The organism is Arcicella sp. GW458-12-2-14-TSB2, from assembly GCF_059423785.1.
In genome coordinates this window covers 1-17189 of the sequence record NZ_JBWKYN010000125.1, presented here as the reverse complement: position 1 = coordinate 17189, position 17189 = coordinate 1, and the positions used below count along the sequence as shown (strand labels likewise).

General features: G+C 37.5%; 12 protein-coding genes. 6 read left to right on the top strand and 6 right to left on the bottom strand.

Annotated features, from left to right (window positions below; translation table 11 throughout):
• Positions 1–302 precede the first annotated feature (302 nt).
• Entirely contained in the window at positions 303–1076 is a 774-nt protein-coding gene (locus tag AC07XN_RS16780; protein WP_494743907.1) for an enoyl-CoA hydratase/isomerase family protein, read from the bottom strand.
• Positions 1077–1247: 171 nt separating this feature from the next.
• On the opposite strand from AC07XN_RS16780, the gene AC07XN_RS16775 reads away from it, so the two are divergent.
• The gene (locus AC07XN_RS16775; RefSeq protein WP_494743906.1) at positions 1248–2396 is read left to right on the top strand and encodes an acyl-CoA dehydrogenase family protein; all 1149 of its coding nucleotides are present in this window, start codon (positions 1248–1250) and stop codon (positions 2394–2396) included.
• A gap of 135 nt (positions 2397–2531) precedes the next feature.
• Positions 2532–3377: a LytR/AlgR family response regulator transcription factor gene (locus tag AC07XN_RS16770; protein ID WP_494743905.1), complete on the top strand. Its 846-nt coding sequence runs from the start codon at positions 2532–2534 to the stop codon at positions 3375–3377.
• 5 nt (positions 3378–3382) lie between these two features.
• On the opposite strand, the gene dacB is transcribed toward AC07XN_RS16770, so the two are convergent.
• The gene (gene dacB / locus AC07XN_RS16765; protein WP_494743904.1) at positions 3383–4687 is read right to left on the bottom strand and encodes a D-alanyl-D-alanine carboxypeptidase/D-alanyl-D-alanine endopeptidase; all 1305 of its coding nucleotides are present in this window, start codon (positions 4685–4687) and stop codon (positions 3383–3385) included.
• A gap of 252 nt (positions 4688–4939) precedes the next feature.
• On the opposite strand from dacB, the gene AC07XN_RS16760 reads away from it, so the two are divergent.
• Positions 4940–6001 (top strand): 2Fe-2S iron-sulfur cluster-binding protein, encoded by a 1062-nt coding sequence (locus AC07XN_RS16760; protein ID WP_309921890.1) that lies wholly within the window; start codon positions 4940–4942, stop codon positions 5999–6001.
• Between the two features lie 222 nt (positions 6002–6223).
• Here AC07XN_RS16760 and AC07XN_RS16755 read toward each other — a convergent pair whose 3' ends face one another.
• The 3 genes from AC07XN_RS16755 to AC07XN_RS16745 all read right to left on the bottom strand — a co-directional run bounded on the left by AC07XN_RS16755 (position 6224) and on the right by AC07XN_RS16745 (position 9503).
• Positions 6224–6898: a TVP38/TMEM64 family protein gene (locus tag AC07XN_RS16755; protein WP_494743903.1), complete on the bottom strand. Its 675-nt coding sequence runs from the start codon at positions 6896–6898 to the stop codon at positions 6224–6226.
• A gap of 40 nt (positions 6899–6938) precedes the next feature.
• Positions 6939–7415, bottom strand: coding sequence for a cytidine deaminase (locus tag AC07XN_RS16750; protein WP_494743902.1), 477 nt, complete (start codon positions 7413–7415; stop codon positions 6939–6941).
• Positions 7416–7604: 189 nt separating this feature from the next.
• The gene (locus AC07XN_RS16745; protein ID WP_494743901.1) at positions 7605–9503 is read right to left on the bottom strand and encodes an SPFH domain-containing protein; all 1899 of its coding nucleotides are present in this window, start codon (positions 9501–9503) and stop codon (positions 7605–7607) included.
• A gap of 317 nt (positions 9504–9820) precedes the next feature.
• On the opposite strand from AC07XN_RS16745, the gene AC07XN_RS16740 reads away from it, so the two are divergent.
• From AC07XN_RS16740 to AC07XN_RS16730, 3 genes are all read left to right on the top strand, one after another.
• Entirely contained in the window at positions 9821–10873 is a 1053-nt protein-coding gene (locus AC07XN_RS16740) for an efflux RND transporter periplasmic adaptor subunit (RefSeq protein ID WP_309921879.1), read from the top strand.
• 126 nt (positions 10874–10999) lie between these two features.
• Positions 11000–14095 carry an efflux RND transporter permease subunit gene (locus AC07XN_RS16735; protein WP_494743900.1) on the top strand — a complete coding sequence of 1032 codons (3096 nt, stop codon included), beginning with the start codon at positions 11000–11002 and terminating at the stop codon, positions 14093–14095.
• 26 nt (positions 14096–14121) lie between these two features.
• Entirely contained in the window at positions 14122–15438 is a 1317-nt protein-coding gene (locus AC07XN_RS16730; protein WP_309921873.1) for a TolC family protein, read from the top strand.
• Between the two features lie 127 nt (positions 15439–15565).
• Here the strand turns inward: AC07XN_RS16730 and AC07XN_RS16725 are convergent, their stop codons facing one another.
• Positions 15566–16987, bottom strand: coding sequence for a glycoside hydrolase family 125 protein (locus AC07XN_RS16725; protein WP_494743899.1), 1422 nt, complete (start codon positions 16985–16987; stop codon positions 15566–15568).
• Between the last annotated feature and the right edge of the window lie 202 nt (positions 16988–17189).

The following is a 17189-nucleotide window of genomic DNA, read 5'->3' as shown; positions in this document are numbered from 1 at the left end:
AAATGATGCTCTTCAAAACACTATAACTATAGAAAGAACTTGCGATTTTTAAGAAATCCAAGTCATATTTCTTCTTCAAATATTACAAAAAATTATCGAAGATTCCAGAAAGCTTTGAGTAATTATTTTTAAATAATTGGAAGATTAAAACTAAGTAATAGTTCTTATCGAAAAAGGCATTTAATAGGTATAAAATCGTAAATATACACACACCTAGAAACTGATAATATTTACTTTAATTATCATAAAAAGGAAATAAACTATCCAGCCTTCAAATTATACTATTCAGGGGTTGGGAATAATCAATGCTGCTGTGTAAAGGTTTGTAAGGTCTCTTTAGTAAAACTACTTAGTACAAGTTTTCCACTGATTTCTGCCCTTTCCTCTAAAAGTGTATCCCAATGGTCAGTATTTTTCCAAAAGATTTTTTTTAATGCTGTTAACGCTGCCGGATTGTAGGATGCTAGGCGTGTTGCCAATTCAATGATGGCTTTGTCCATTTCATCTACCGTTTCGAATACTTCCATAAATAAGCCTTTTTCTTTTGCCCAATTAGCCGAAAAAAAATCTGTGGCATTCAACGCCAATGTGGCAAATGAGGAAAGTCCTATTTTTCGTTCAACGGCAGGTTCAATCACGGCAGGAATTATTCCTATCGTTAGCTCGCTTAATTTGATAGCAGCAAACTTGGTTGCCAAACAATAATCAACAGTAGCAGCGAGGCCTACCCCCCCTCCGATAGCCTTCCCTTGAATGCGCCCAAGAATTATTTTGGGAGATTTTCTACAAGCATTGATCACTTTTGCAAAGCCTGTAAAAAATATTTTTCCAACATATCTATCATTGATTGCCATCAATTCATTAAAATCTGCTCCCGAACAAAAAGTTCTCTCTCCTTCACTTTGCAGAATAATGATTTGTACTTCCTCTTGTTCCCCTAAGTTTTCTATGGCTATTGCTAATTCTTCCAAAAGTACAATAGACATTGAATTAGTAGGCGGATTACCAAACACTAGCCTTACCACACCCAATTCGACTGACTCTATCCTAATGGTATGCATTTTAGGTTGTTGCATAATGAAATTATTTTTAGATATTACAGTACTATTTCTATTTCAATATCATTAAATTACAATTATTTAAAGGAATAATTTTATAATATATTAGTTTTTTATCATAAAATATACATTAAAAAAGTCCCTTTTATTTCTATTTAAACAATCTCAACAAACAATTTAACATTAAAAATGTACAAATCAGAACAATTAACGTTAGTCCGACAAACTGCCAAAGAATTTGCCGAACGTAAAATAAGGCCTCATATCATGGAATGGGACGAAGCCCAGACTTTCCCGATTGAATTAATGAAACAATTGGGCGAACAAGGTTTCTTGGGTGTACTCGTCCCCGAAGAATATGGCGGAGCAGGTTTAGGCTACCACGAATACGTTGCCATTATCGACGAAATCGCACAGGTTTGTGGCTCAATCGGCTTGTCGGTTGCTGCTCATAATTCACTATGCACCAATCATATCTTACAATTTGGTTCAGAAATTCAAAAAAAGCAATATGTACCCCAACTTGCTTCTGGTAATTTTATTGGTGCATGGGCATTGACAGAAGCCAACACGGGTTCAGACTCCGCTAGAATGCAGTGTGTGGCTCGTCGTGAAGGCGATAATTATATCATTAATGGCGCTAAATGCTGGATTACACACGGTAAATCGAGCGACGTAGTCGTTGTAATGACACGTACTGGAGAGACTGGGACAAAAGACAATGCTACCGCTTTTATTGTGGAACGTTCAAACCCTGGGTTGAAATTTGGTAAAAAAGAAAACAAATTGGGTATGCGTGCTTCTGAAACTGCTGAGGTGATTTTAGAAGACTGTATTGTACCGATTTCGGCTCGCTTAGGAAATGAAGGCGAAGGCTTTAAACAAGCCATGAAGATTTTGGATGGTGGTAGAATTTCTATTGCTGCACTTTCTTTGGGCATTGCCAAGGGTGCTATGGCTGCTGCGGCTCGTTATGCACAAGAACGCCAACAATTTGGGCAGGCAATTGCTAGTTTCCAAGGTATCAGCTTTAAATTAGCCGAAATGGCTACTAAAATTCACGGAGCGGAATTGATGACTCACCACGCAGCCGACCTTAAAATGGAAGGTACGCATTTAACCAAAGAGGCTGCCATGGCAAAATTTTATGCTTCGGAAGTAGCCGTAGAAGTAGCGACCGACGCTGTGCAAATATTTGGTGGATATGGCTATACCAAAGATTTTCCTGTGGAAAAATTCTATCGTGATGCCAAGTTATGTACCATTGGCGAAGGAACATCCGAAATTCAAAAAATTGTCATTGCCAGAGAGGTATTAAAAGAGTATCCTATTATATAATCAAATATTCCCTGCATCAATCTTTCTGATACAGGGAATAATATTTAAGTATTATTCCACACTCGCAGTTATTTCGCCTTTATTCTTAATTTTGCAATACGTCAATTAATAAAACCTCGATTGATGTCATTACAAATGTTAAAGATTCTTAGACAACCCTATCCGCATAACGATTCTACTAGACGCAAGCTTTTTTTGTCGTTCGGGGCAGGTATTTTCATTTCATCTTTCTTAATTTTCTTCGAGCCATTTGGTATTGCCAATTGGCAGAATCCTCAAAAAAACTTATTACTCTCAGGCTTTGGTATTATTACTACTATTACCATGCTTTTTATCTATTTTGGTATTCAAAGGCTTTTTCCTAAGTTTTTTCAAGAAGAACAGTGGACTGTCGGGAGAGAGATATTTATGGTTGCCCTCAATTTTTGCTCCATTACGGCTATCAACATCCTTTACTCACAACATTATTTCTCTAATGGTTTTAATCTATTGGGCTTTATTTCAATGATTATTTACACTTTTGTGCTGGGCGTTTTTCCTGCCACAGCGATTATTTTAATCAACTATATTTATTATTTAAAACAATACAGTAAACCTCCACAACCTAGTCATCTTCCCGAAAAACACGCAATACATGATGAGTCAGATGAAATAAACCTGATTGCTGAAAATGGAAAAGATAAAATTCAATTGAATACTGATTCGTTTTATTACATAGAATCAAGTGATAACTATTCTACTGTGGTATTTAAACAAAAAGATGATTTCAAAAAGGATTTAATCAGAAGTAGCTTAACCCGTTTAGAAAGCCAGACACAGCACAAACAAATTGTTCGTTGTCATCGCTCTTTTATCGTGAATCTGGATAAAGTTGAACGTGTTTCTGGCAATGCCCAAGGCTACAAATTACACCTTACCGAAAGCAATTTTATCATTCCTGTAGCCCGAAGATATTCTCAGATTGTCTATGAGTTGAAGTAGTATGCTTAGTTTTTTTCATGTACTTCTGTCAGGATTTTACTTACTTCTTTTCTAATCTCTGACATTGGTTTCATAAAGCTATTGTTCATAATACTGAAAATTAACACTTTACCTTTTTTAGTAACCAAGTAGCCACTCAGGTTATAATTATTGCTAAAAGAACCAGATTTAGCAAAAATGAAAGGTTTCTCGCTTGTCGATAAACTTTTCAACGTGCCCGATTTACCAGCGGCTGGTAAAAGCTGAAAAAGTCTTTCCTGTGGAACAATCAGGTAAATATTTTGCAACAATTTCACGATACTTCTTGGCGTAAACAAGTTATAACGTGAAAGTCCAGAGCCATCTACCCATCTTGAGACATCTGGCAAGTCGGTCATAAATTTCTTTTTCACAGCATCAATTCCTTTGCTTACATTCAACTCACCTACTAAGGCATCAGCATTCAGTACCATTAGATGTTCTGCAATCATATTATCACTAACATGAAGCATCCTTTTGTATAAACTATCTACTGGAAGGCTGTAAAATGTTTTGGCGGATTTATCCAAGGCTTTATTAATCAAAGTCACTTCTTTCTTTAATGTATCGCTTAGTAAGGCAACAGTAATATCTCCACCTGTCTTAAAGGGTACATCTTGTTCAAAAGTGGGCTTCATTTTTTGAAGGCTTGGATGACTAAACAAATTAGCCCCAAGGTCACGCTGAATAGAAAAGCTATTTGTATTCGACCAGTCGTACACTTTATTTTCAAAGAATTTTGGTGATACATTTAATGCATTCTGTCCATTCGCTTTGAATCTGACAATATTTCCATGAATAGGAAATCCTGATATTTCAGCCGCATAATCATCATTATAATCATCCCAAGCCCAGCCTTGTCCAAAAAATGAACCCGTGAAATTATCATTAGAAAAGTAAATTTTCTCTGGGTGACTTTTTAAAAAATCATACACTTTACTTTTGGCTAAATCTGGATGAAGGAAAGATGGATCTCCTGTTCCCCAAACAATCAAAGAATCGCCAGTAACTTGATAATGAAAAGCAGGAATAGAATCTCCTAAGGTTTTTAGACTAGCATAAAAAGTAAAGAGCTTGGTATTGGAAGCAGGCATAAAAAAACGATTCGCCTCTTGCTCAAACACAGTTTTTTGTTCGGCTATATCATAAAAAACAACGCCTGTTTGGTTTTGAGAAAACACTTCTGACTGCTGAATTAATCGAGCTGTGGATTTCATCTGTACCTTGCTAGTACTACACGAAAAAGAAATAGCAACCATCAAAAACATTAAACAAGTAGGGATACGCTTCATAAACATCAAATAATTTTAGGGATTATGCTGATAACATTGAGGAAATCAACGGAAAATACACATTTTTCCTACATCAAAATCATAAAGCAAGATATATTGTTTTGTGTGATTCTCAGTCTAGAATGTGTCCAAAAGTATTTTCTTCATTACCTTTGTGTTGCTATAACTAAGTCTTTGTAAAACTCCTAGGCTAAATTTCCGTTATCTAATTAGATTAATATTATTCCATAAAAAATATTTCGTAATCATAAAATGTCTGTAAAATATTTTCATCTCACAGTAAAAGAAATCATCGACGAAACGCCCGATACAAAAACCTTTACTTTTTGGCACCCTGTCCATCAATCTGTTAGTTACAAAGCTGGTCAATTCCTTACGTTAATACCTGTTATTAATGGACAAAAAGTGCGTAGAAGTTACTCTATGTCAAGTTCGCCCAATAAAGATGCTTCTATTGCAGTAACAGTAAAGCGTGTACCCGGCGGTTTAGTATCTAATTATCTGTGCGATTCAGTAAAAGTAGGTGATGCTATCGAGGTGATGGAACCGATGGGGCATTTTGTGGTTGAACCAAACCCGATGAAAGAACGTACTATCGTGCTTTTTGGCGGAGGGTCTGGAATTACGCCTTTGATGTCTATTCTGAAATCTGTTTTACCTGTAGAACAAGGTTCAAAAGTGTATTTGGTATATGGCTCAAGAAGCGAGGAAGATATTATTTTCAGAAAACAATTAATCGAATTAGAGCTAAAATATGAGGGTCGTTTCAAAGTATTACACATACTCACGAAACCTTCTTATACTTGGACGGGCTACAAAACGCGTATTAATCAAGCATCAGCGGTAATTTTCTTGAAGCAAGACCTTGCTATTGACATTGCCAAAGCTGAATACTACCTATGCGGACCAGAAGGAATGATGGAACAAGTAGAAAATGCGTTGAAGATGTTTAATGTCTCTACGGAGAATATTCATAAAGAACATTTTGGAAGTGCAGGTTCTCATGAAATCCTTGTAGAGGAGGAGGACGATTCTATCAAAGCACAAACGGTAACGATTCAATACGAGGGTACCGACTATCAAGTATTGGTAAAACCACACGAAACGATTCTGGAGGCGGCTTTGCGTGAAGACATTGATTTGCCATATTCGTGTCAGGCGGGGATGTGTACTGCTTGTTTAGGTAAATGTGTGGCTGGAAAAGTACACATGGACGAAGAAGACGGACTTACTGAAAAAGAAATTAAACAAGGTTATATCCTTACGTGTGTATCTCATCCAAAAACGGCTGGTGTTGTTATTGAGGTTGAGTAGGTTATACAACTAGCTTATATAATTTTAAAAAGGTTGATATTAGAAGCGATTAGTGCTTTCAATATCAACCTTTTTATTTTATACTCATTTTTTCATCTGAAAGCCGACCTCCGAAAGCTGATTGCTTTTTTTACCCGCTGATTTTCGGAGATTTGAAAGCGCTGATTAACGCTGATTTTTAAAAAGCTAAAATCCGAAAGCTGATTGCTGAAAGCTGACAGCCTAAAGCTTAACTGCCTTTTTAATAAAATATCCCAGCCCCAACATAGACACCAATATTAATCCAAAAATGATAAATTGAATACTACTCCCCTGACTTGGGTGTTCTATCAGTTTACGGATTTCCTGTGCTTGTGTTCCTAACCAGATGGAAAGGATTGTGCGGGGCAACATACCAAGGAAGCCTGCCGTAAGAAAGTTCTTCAACTTTGTTCCCGAAAAAGAGAATAATACATTGGTAACTGCAAAAGGCAAAACTGGCGACAGTCGAGCCAATAAGATAATCTTGAATTCATCTTTTTGAAGATTGTCAAGTATCTCTCTTACTTTGGGTTTCTCCGAGATTTTACTCAAGAATCTTCCCCCGTCTATCAGTTTAGCAGTTTTAAAACCTAAATAGGATGCTATCCAATAGCTAATAGCGATAGGAATGAAGGCATTCCAAGCTAAAAAGTAGCCACTTAGCAAAGCAATAAACGTAGTAGGCGTAAGGGCAAAAGCCATGCTAAAGCATGAGGCAACGTATACTAAAATCCATTGAAGTATTGTGAAATGCTGCACTGCTTGCTCATGCGTAATCAGCCAATAACTAATACTAGAACTAGCAAAAATGGGCATTAAGCCCAAAAAGAAAGTGTATATAATAGAAAAAGTATTTTTCTGGAGGAAATCTAACATTTCACAAAGATAGATACCGACTAGTCATTCTACAAAGAACTTAGAAATCAGTAAATTTTATTGGCAGTAAATCTCCAATAGACTCTGTCACTAATATCTGGTTGTTTGCACCCAACATAATAAAGCGAATGGGTTCTTTTTGGCGAACTTCGTATTCCAACATTGCCTGTCGGCAAGCACCACAAGGAGAGACCCCTCTGAACACATCTCCTTTTCCCGGGCGGGCGATGACAGCGATGGATTTAATTGTACGTTCTGGATAGTTGGCACCCACCCAAAATATAGCCGATTGTTCTGCACATGAGCCAGAAGGGAAGGCAGCATTTTCTTGATTATTCGCTATTACGATGGTATCATCATCTAACAAAATGGCGGCTCCAACATGGAAATTAGAATAAGGAGCGTACGATTTATAGGTAGCTTTTCGGGCTTCGTTCAAAAGTTTGTTTTCCTGTACAGATAGTTCTGTATCGTTGTTGTACGTTTCGAGGGTAATTGTCAAATTAAGTTTCTGCATATCAGTTTATTCTGTATATTTTCATTAGTTTTTTAGATGGGGAAAGTTATAACGAAAAAAGGCTTTAGAATAGTTCATAATATTATCGAAAAGATAATGTAGTTATTTAAAAACAGTAGTTATACTTAACTAAAAAATTAAACCCGTAGAGAAATTCCTACGGGTTTATCTAGGGGCAGAATCTATTGACTATTTATTCTCTTTCTCAGGTAGTGCTTCAGCAGCAGTTTTGTCTACTTTCTTGCCTACTTCTTCCATTAAGCGTAAGCCTAATAATCCACTCAAGGCTCCGTTTTGGTCGTTTGAACCACCTGTTATTAAAATATCTGGCATTACCTTTATTTTCTCTTTACCGATGCTTTCGGTGATTTTCAATTGCGTAAAGTTTCCTTCACCCATTGCTGAAACAGCCAATTTATAAGCTTCGGCATCGGCCTTACCAATCGCCAAGATTTTTTCAGCTTCAGCAGTACCCGTTTTACTGATTTTTTCGGCTTCGGCATTCGCAATCAACTTGATACGTTCTGATTCCGCACTTGCTTGAACCCTCACTCTTTCTGCCTCCGCTCCTGCTTGTAGTTTTAAACTTTGGGCTTCGCCTTGTGCTTTTTTCACAGATGCATCGGCTACTCTTTCGGCAATCACTACGCCTTGGTCGGCTTTAACAATATCTTTCTGGATATCGGCAATAGCGGTTTCTTTCTCCAATGCTTGTCGTGTTTCCTGAGCCATCTTTTGGGTTTCATAGGTTACCTTTTGTTCCTCCGCTAATTTTCGGTCAGTAAGGGTTTTCATCAATGATTCTGGTGGTACGATATCACCAATCAAAGTATCCACAGCATTTACATTATATTGAGAAAGCACTTCCGCAATATATCTTCTAGCGGTTTCCTGACGCTCTTTTCTTGACCCTAAAAATGAAATCACATCAGAATCCTGTGCTGAGTTTCTAAAATAGTTACCAATGGTTGGTTCCAACACTTGGCTCACTAGGTTATTCATATTACCGAAACGAGCAATCACTTTAGGGGCTTCGTAATTCGGGATGTGGATAATTTGCGAAACATCTAAATTAAAAGGGAAACCGTCTTTAGAACGAACTGTTATCGTTGACAGGTTCTTATCTAATTGGTGCGATTCTGACCTTGCACTTGCCCAGTTTAACACCAAATTGGTAGTAGGTACTACTTCAATTTTTTGTACATAAGTATTTACAGGATATTTCCCTGGACCGAAGGCCTCAGCCCAAACACCTTTATAGCCTTTTGAAACAATGTTACCATGTTTAAATTCTGTACCGCTAACATCAATTCCTTCTTCCCCAACGTAAGAAATCACTACACCTACATTACCAATCGGGATTTCGGTCATGTGTATTTCTTCTACTTTCACAAACCAAGGATTGAGGTTATAAGAACCTGCCAAAATTACTTGTTGCTGTAGCCCTCTATTACCGCCCTTACTCAGGAATGCATCAGCATTTTGAAAATTATTATGTCCTTCGATAGACTTACCAGCTATCTGACCTGCTTCAATTGATGCCCCATCCATGGTAGTGATAATGCCCACCATGTTTTCATGAATTTCGGTAATATCTGTAATCACAACTTCGAACAAAAAAGTATTAATTCTGTAAGACCCCGCTGTGATTATTGCTGTTTGTCGTCCTTTTCTCCCACCATTCTTCAAGAACGATACGGTATCCTGAAACCCATCACATTCAATCTTTCTGGCAAGGATAGAACCCGTTTCAAGCTCCTTCCCATCTTTTGCCAAAATCAATCCTATTTGTCCCGTTGGAATAATAGTAAGGGGTTGAAGTTTAATATCATATTGCCAAATCCAATACCAAAAATAAATACCTGGTGCCAAGGGTTCGGCTTGATATCCTGCTTCACCTTCGGTGGCAATGATTCGTCCTTCTGGTAAGGATTTCTTATCCCCAAACAGTACGAACTTCTTGGTAACTAACCCAATCTTGTCTTCTGGAATAATAATGATGCCCAACAAGCGAAAAATAAATTTGTAGAAAACTAAGCAAAGCAAAGGAACTGCGATGCTAATAACAGTGGCAATAGGAACTTCCATTTTTTATATCTATTTTGGTTAAATTGTGAACTGAAATATTAAAGTTCATGAACCAAATTTGACAAAAAGAATGTCAGAATATCCCAAATTGTGAAGAATGGTTAGGCGGTGGCTTAAATGGGTTTAGGAGGTTTTATGTTGCAAAACATTCCTCCTTTGACGTAGTTAATTGGGTTATTTATTCCTCTTATCTATAAAAAGGTTAAGTTAGTCGAAATATATTGAGATTACGAAGTAGGTCGGGACAAAAGCATATACATTATAAAGTAACTTTATAAAAAATTAGAATAGCAAAAAAATATTCATACATACGTAATATGAAGCAAAAAAATACGCTCTCAATGGTATCTGTTGGGGCTTCAATCTGTTTAGCATTGGCTGGTTGTCATAGTAAGAAACCTCAAGACTCTAATAAAAAAGAAGATCAGCCTGCCATTGTTGATGTAATCATCGCAAAAAAACAAAGTATTAGTTCAAATGTTGAAGCCAACGGTTCTATTATAGCCAATGAATTCGTAGAACTACACACAGAAGTGAGTGGTCGTATTACCTATCTTAATATTCCCGAAGGCAACGTTGTAACCCAAGGAACGGTATTAGCCAAAATCAACGATGCTGACTTACAAGCTCAACTCGCTAAAACAAAGGTCTTACTGGATTTAGCCGAAAAAACAGAGAAACGTTTAGGCAAGCTTTTATCAATTAATGGTATTAGCCAAGGCGAATATGATACTGCCTTGAACCAAGTAAATAGCCTAAAAGCAGATTTGGCTTATACCCAAGTATTAATCGATAAAACTGTATTAAAAGCACCATTTACTGGCGTGGTTGGTCTTCGTCAGATAAGCTTAGGGGCTTTTGTTTCAGCTACTACCATTATTGCTACTATTCAGCAAGTAAATAAATTGAAAGTTGACTTTACTGTTCCAGAAGAATACTCTCCGCTCATCCGTAAAGGAAGTGTTGTAGAGGTGGAAGTAGAAGGGCAAAGAGGTGGTCGTTGTAAAGCTGTGGTAGTAGCCCGCGAACCGCAAATCAACCAAACTACTCGTAATTTACTGGTGCGTGCCTTGCTGACAAACTGCAATGCCAACCCTGGTACTTTTGCAAAGGTATATTTTAGCGCAGGTCCAGCACAAAATAGTATCTTGATTCCTACCAATGCGATTATCCCAGATGATAAAACGAAAAGATTGGTCATTGTAAAAGATGGCAAAGCTAGTTATGTAGTAGTAGAGACTGGTTTTAGAAAAGAAGATGTTGTGGAAATTACAAGTGGCTTAACAGAGGGAGATTCTGTCGTGGTTGATGGCGTTTTATTTGCTCGCGCAGATAAACCTGTAAAAGTAAGAAGTGTCAAAAAACAGTAGCTATTTGAAGGTGAATGGGCTATCAACGATTTTGGCGTCATCATCCAACATCATCATTAAAAAGATTTCATAAAATTGCTTTTCATCTTCCACAAAAAGCTGAAGGTAATTTAATCATCAATATTCATGAATATTTCAGAATTATCTCTTAAAAGGCCCGTACTCGCCACAGTAATGAATATCCTGATTATCCTTTTTGGGATAGTTGGATTTTCGTTTTTGGCAGTAAGGGATTACCCAGCCATTGACCCACCTATGGTTACTGTAAGAACAGCTTACACTGGTGCCAACCCTGATATTATTGAAAACCAAATTACTGAGCCTCTCGAAAAACAAATCAATGGTATTCCAGGGATTCGTTCTATTACGTCATCAAGCACTTTAGGTAGTAGTTCTATTTCAGTAGAATTTAACCTTGATGTACCGTTGGAAGCAGCCGCCAGTGATGTGCGTGATAAAGTGGCGCAAGCCGTTAGAAGTTTACCCCAAGATATTGATGCGCCCCCTGTGGTATCAAAAGCGGATGCTAATAGTGACTTTATTTTGTTGTTGGCTATCCAGAGTAGAAGTAAAGGTTTATTAGAACTGAGTGATTATGCCGAAAACGTATTACAACAACGTTTCCAGACCATTAATGACGTAAGTGGTGTAAACATTTTGGGACAAAAGCGTTATGCCATGCGAATTTGGTTAAAGACAGACCGTATGAATGGCTATGGTTTATCTTTTACAGATATTCAAACAGCTTTGGCTCGTGAAAACGTAGAATTGCCAGCAGGTAAAATTTATGGAAGTAACACCGAGATGACTATCCGTGCTTTGGGTAGATTAACATCGGAACAACAATTCCGTGATTTAATCATCCGTGAAAGCAATACGGGTATCGTTCGTTTAGGTGATATTGCCGATGTGGAATTAGGGCCAGAAACGTTAGAACAAAGCTGGAAATACAATGGCGTGTATGCCGTTGGTTTGGCTGTCGTTCCTCAACCAGGGGCTAATTATATCAAAATTGCGGATGAATTTAATAAACGTTTGAAGGAGATTGAGAAAGAGAATAAATCTGACATCCAGTTTAAACTATTAATTGATAACACTAAAAACGTTCGTCGTTCATTAGAGGAGGTAGAAGAAACCTTAATTATTTCTTTTGGTTTAGTGGTATTAGTAATTTTCTTCTTCTTCCGAAATTGGCTCATTGCGATTCGTCCCCTTATCGATATTCCAATTTCATTGGTCGCTACCTTCTTTGTAATGTATTTCTGTGGTTTCACCATTAATGTACTTACGCTGTTAGGTATCGTTTTGGCGACAGGGCTTGTGGTTGATGATGGGATTGTTGTTACCGAAAATATTTTCCGAAAGCTCGAACAGGGCTTGCCTATTCGTAAAGCTGCCTTAGAGGGTAGTAAAGAAATTTTCTTTGCCGTAATTTCTACTTCATTGACATTGGCGGTGGTGTTCCTACCTGTTATTTTCTTAGAAGGATTCGTTGGTAGCCTCTTCCGTGAATTTGGTATTGTGGTCGCGGGTGCGGTATTGATTTCAGCCTTTGTTTCGCTGACGATTACGCCTGTACTGAACGTGTACTTAACACGTAAAAAAGCAGGTCATGGTTGGCTTTATGACAAAACAGAGCCATTCTTTACGGGCATGGAAAGTGGCTACAAGGGTATCCTAAAGGGATTTATGAGGGTCAGATGGATGGCTTGGGTAATTGTATTTGCCTGTGGATTATTGATATGGCTAGCTAGTGGAAATCTTCAAAGTGAGATTGCTCCGATGGAAGATAAAAGCAGTATTCGTTTTACGGTAAGTACGCCCGAAGGTTCTAGTTATTTATATACCCAGAAGGTTTCTGATGATGTAACTAATTTCTTGAACGATTCTATTCCTGAAAAAGAATTTGTATTTAATGCTGTGCCAGGCTTTGGTGGGAATGGTGGTACAAACTCTTCAGCAGCTCGTATTGGTTTGGTAGACCCCGACCAACGAACCAGAAGCCAAGATGAAATAACCAAGTTACTGAACAAAAAAATGAGCAGGTTCAACAATGCTCGTGTATTTGGTGTGCAAGAACAAACTATCTCGGTGGGTTTAGGTTCACGAGGAAGTTTGCCTGTACAGTTTGTATTGCAAAATATCGACTTTGCTAAGATTAAAGATGCTATTCCGAAATTTTTGGAAGAGGCTCGTAATGATAAAACTTTCCAGAATGTTGACGTAAACTTGAAATTCAATAAACCTGAGATTTTAATGACCTTCGACCGGATTAAAATCAAAGATTTAGCCCTTACCACGCAAGATGTTGTAAGTGCTGTGCAAGGTGCATTCAGTGGTAGAAGGTTAGCGTATTTCACCATGAATGGTCGTCAATATGAAGTAATTGCACAAGTTGAAAGAAAAGACAGAAAAGAGCCTACGGATATTGAAAACATTTTTGTGACCAATACGCGTGGTGAAAGAATTCCTTTGAGTGCAGTAGTGAAGTTGGAAGAAAGTAGTAACCCATCTACATTGTTTCACTTCAACCGTTTGAAATCGGCCACTGTTTCAGCCTCTTTGGCAGAAGGAAAAACTATTGGAGATGGTGTAAAAGCGATGCAAGCTATTGCAGACAAAGTATTAGACAAATCTTTCCAAACAGCGTTAAGTGGCCCTTCAAGAGATTATTCTGAAAGTTCTTCTAACACAACCTTTGCTTTTGGGTTAGCCTTAACATTGATTTACTTACTATTGGCTGCTCAGTTTGAAAGTTTCAAAGACCCTTTCACTATTATGATTACCGTGCCTTTAGCGTTGGCTGGTGCATTAGGTAGCCTTTGGTTGTTCGGACAGACGTTGAATATCTTCTCGCAGATTGGTATGATTATGTTGATTGGGCTAGTAACCAAAAACGGAATTTTAATTGTTGAATTTGCCAATCATAAGCGAGCCGAGGGGATGTCAAGAATTGAGGCTGTTGTTGAAGCCGCAACCCAACGTTTACGCCCTATTTTGATGACAAGCTTAGCAACATCGTTAGGAGCATTACCCATTGCTTTGAGTTTAGGGGCAGCATCTACTAGTCGTATTCCGTTAGGTACTGTTGTTGTAGGAGGTATTTTATTCTCTTTAATTCTTACGTTACTCGTTATTCCAGCGGTTTATACATTTATCTCTAGTAAAAATTACGTAACAGAAGAATCTAAAGTAGTAGCAGAAGAACAAGCGGCAGATTAAACTAAAGCTGAAAATCAACAAAAAATATGAGAATCATTTTTAAAAGTAATATACTGTTGGTAAGTTGTTTGCTAATGATTGGCTTTTCAGAAGGTTTTGCTCAACAGCAAATAACATTGAACCAAGCCGTTGAAACAGCCTTGAAAAACAATTTAGATATTCAGGTTTCTAAAAATACGCTATCTGCCAACACTATCAATAATTATATTGGGGTGGCTGGCGGTTTGCCTACGGTTACGGGTGCTTTCAGTACAAACGAACAAATAACAGGACTGAACCAAGAGTTAAGTAATGGTACAAGTACCAACAGAACGGGCGTAGTTTCCAACAATACCAACATGAGTTTTACAGCAACCATGATGCTGTATAATGGTGGAAGAGTAATAGCGACAAAAAAGCGTTTAGAGGAATTACAAAAGCTAAGTCAGGAGCAATTGAATGCTACAGTACAAAATGTAGTGGCTGATGTAATGTTAAAGTATTTTGCAGTAGTTCAACAACAGAATTTTGTAACTACCTTACTTCAATCTATCGAAGTATCAAAACAAAAATTATCGCTGATTGAAGCGCGCAAAAGCGTAGGATTATCAAACGAAGCAGAATCTTTGCAAGCTACAATAGATTTGAATGCCCAAACACAAGCGTTACAAACCCAGAAAATAGTGATTGAACAAAGTAAGGCTGATTTACTCCGTAGTTTAGTATTAAATCCAAAAACTGCTATTACTATTTCCGACACGATTGTATTAGATAGAAGCCTGCAATGGGAAAATTTAGATGCCAACATAAAGAAACATCCAAGTATTTTATCGGCTGAGGCACAAATTAATATAAACCTTTTGTTAGAAAGAGAAGCCAATGCGAGGCGGTATCCTACTATCAATTTGAATACAGGCTATAACTATGGTCGTAACCAAAGTGGTGCAGGTTTTACGCTATTAAACCAAACCTATGGCCCTTTTTTAGGGGTGAATGCCAGCATTCCTATCTATGCGGGGGGAGTAAATACCCGACAAGTACAAATAGCGAAAATCAATACAGAAACGGCTCGATTACAGAAAGAAATAGTTTATCAGAATTTTGAAAATGCGGCGGCTAAATCTTGGGAAGCATATAGCAATACGTTACAATTGATAGAAGCCGAACGAGAAAATTATGCGATAGCAGATAAATTATTGAAATTGATGAATCAGCGTTTTCAATTAGGTCAAGCTACTATCATAGATGTAAAACAAGCCCAACAAAGTTTTGAAAATTCGGGCTATCGTTTGAATAATTTAAACTATACTGCTAAAGTAGCTGAAATTACTTTGAAGCAAATAGCTAGTCAGTTGGGTAATTAGGCTTTACTCAAATTTTTCTTTTAGGGTGCGACTTAAGTTGCACCCTAAAAGAAAAATAACATTAATATTCCAAGATGGGGAATAGGTACTTTTTCGGTAAGTATCCCCTAAACATCTTTAATTAAGGCTACAATTTCACATTCAACAAATGCGGTCTTTCTCTTTCTATCTTCAACATTAATTCGCCGAACAAAGTATTTGCCCAAGCAAACCATTTACGTGTAAATTTAGTAGCATCATCTTTGTCGAAAGACTCGTGCATAAAACCTGTATTAGCATGTGTCTTTTTTAAGAAACGCAATTGTGCCAATATTTCTTGGTCGTTTGTAGAAGTCATGGCACGCATAATGATACTCATTGGCCATATTTGATCCACTAAAGTGTGCGGGCTACCAACACCCTCAGCATCTTTTCCTTTAAAGAAATAAGGGTTATTATCACTAAAAATAAATTTACGGGTATTCTGGTAAATAGGGTCTGATAGTTTCAAGGCTCCTAAATAAGGCAATGCCAATAAGTTCGGTACGTTGGCATCGTCTTGTAACAAACGATTGCCATAACCATCTACCTCCAAAGCATAGATTTGCCCAAAAGTAGGGTGATTGATAATTGCGTGTTTTTTTACTGCTGTTTCTACTTCATTGGCAAAAGCTGAACACTCTTTGGCAAATGAAGCATCCTTATAGACCTTCTCGGCAATTTCAGCTATCTGACGGAAAGATACTACCGCAAATAAATTGGAAGGTATTAAGTAAGGGAAAACCGTAGCGTCGTCTGAAGGGCGGAAAATACTATTGATTAAACCATTTGGTTTTGTCGGATTACCATAACCATTGCCCGGCACCGTATCTGTAGACCATGAAGTAGTTCTTCCGAAATGGTATGGGCCTTTGCCATGAAAACGTTGTTGTTCTCTGCATGTAGCAATGATGAGTTTGGCAGCTTTTAGCCATTTTTCATCAAAAACGCTTGTATCGTTAGCAGTTTTCCAATAATGAAAAGCTAATCGAACGGTATAACACAATGAATCTAATTCCCATTTTCTTTCATGCAATTCTGGCTTCATATCTGTATGGTCGCTAAGCCATTCAGATTTTCCCGGACCATCATTAAAAGCATTGGCATAAGGATCAATCAAAATACATTCTGTTTGACGGTTTACTACGCCAGCAATCAGCTCTCTTAGTTTATCATCTTGTTTAATTAAAGGCAAATATGGCCAAACCTGAGCAGTACTATCGCGCAACCACATCGCATGGATATCGCCCGTAATCACAAAAGTATCTGGACGATTATTCCTGATTTGGAAGTTAACCGTGGTATCTAACGTATTAGGGAAACAGTTTTCAAACATCCAAGCTACCTCTGCATCTTTGATGCTGGTTTTCATACGCTTGATGGTTGATTCAATCAGGGGACTATTAAATTTTCTTTGTCCTACGCCTACACGTACCGTAGGAAATTCATTGGCAAAAACAGGCGATTTTACCATTAAGCCTGCACTTGCCATAGACGAAGCCTTAATAAATGTTCTGCGGTTGATGTTCATTAATTTGTTGTTTTATAATTGTATTGAATTGGATAAGGCTTAAATATCCATATTTTTTGAAGGCTATCTACCCTTTTTTGTAAAGATATATTGGTTGAATACTACTCATCTGGTACGTGTTGAAGCGCTTATTTCAAAGGAGATAGTCTTAACTTATATATAATTTAACATTGTATCAACATGAGTCATATCATATTTTAAA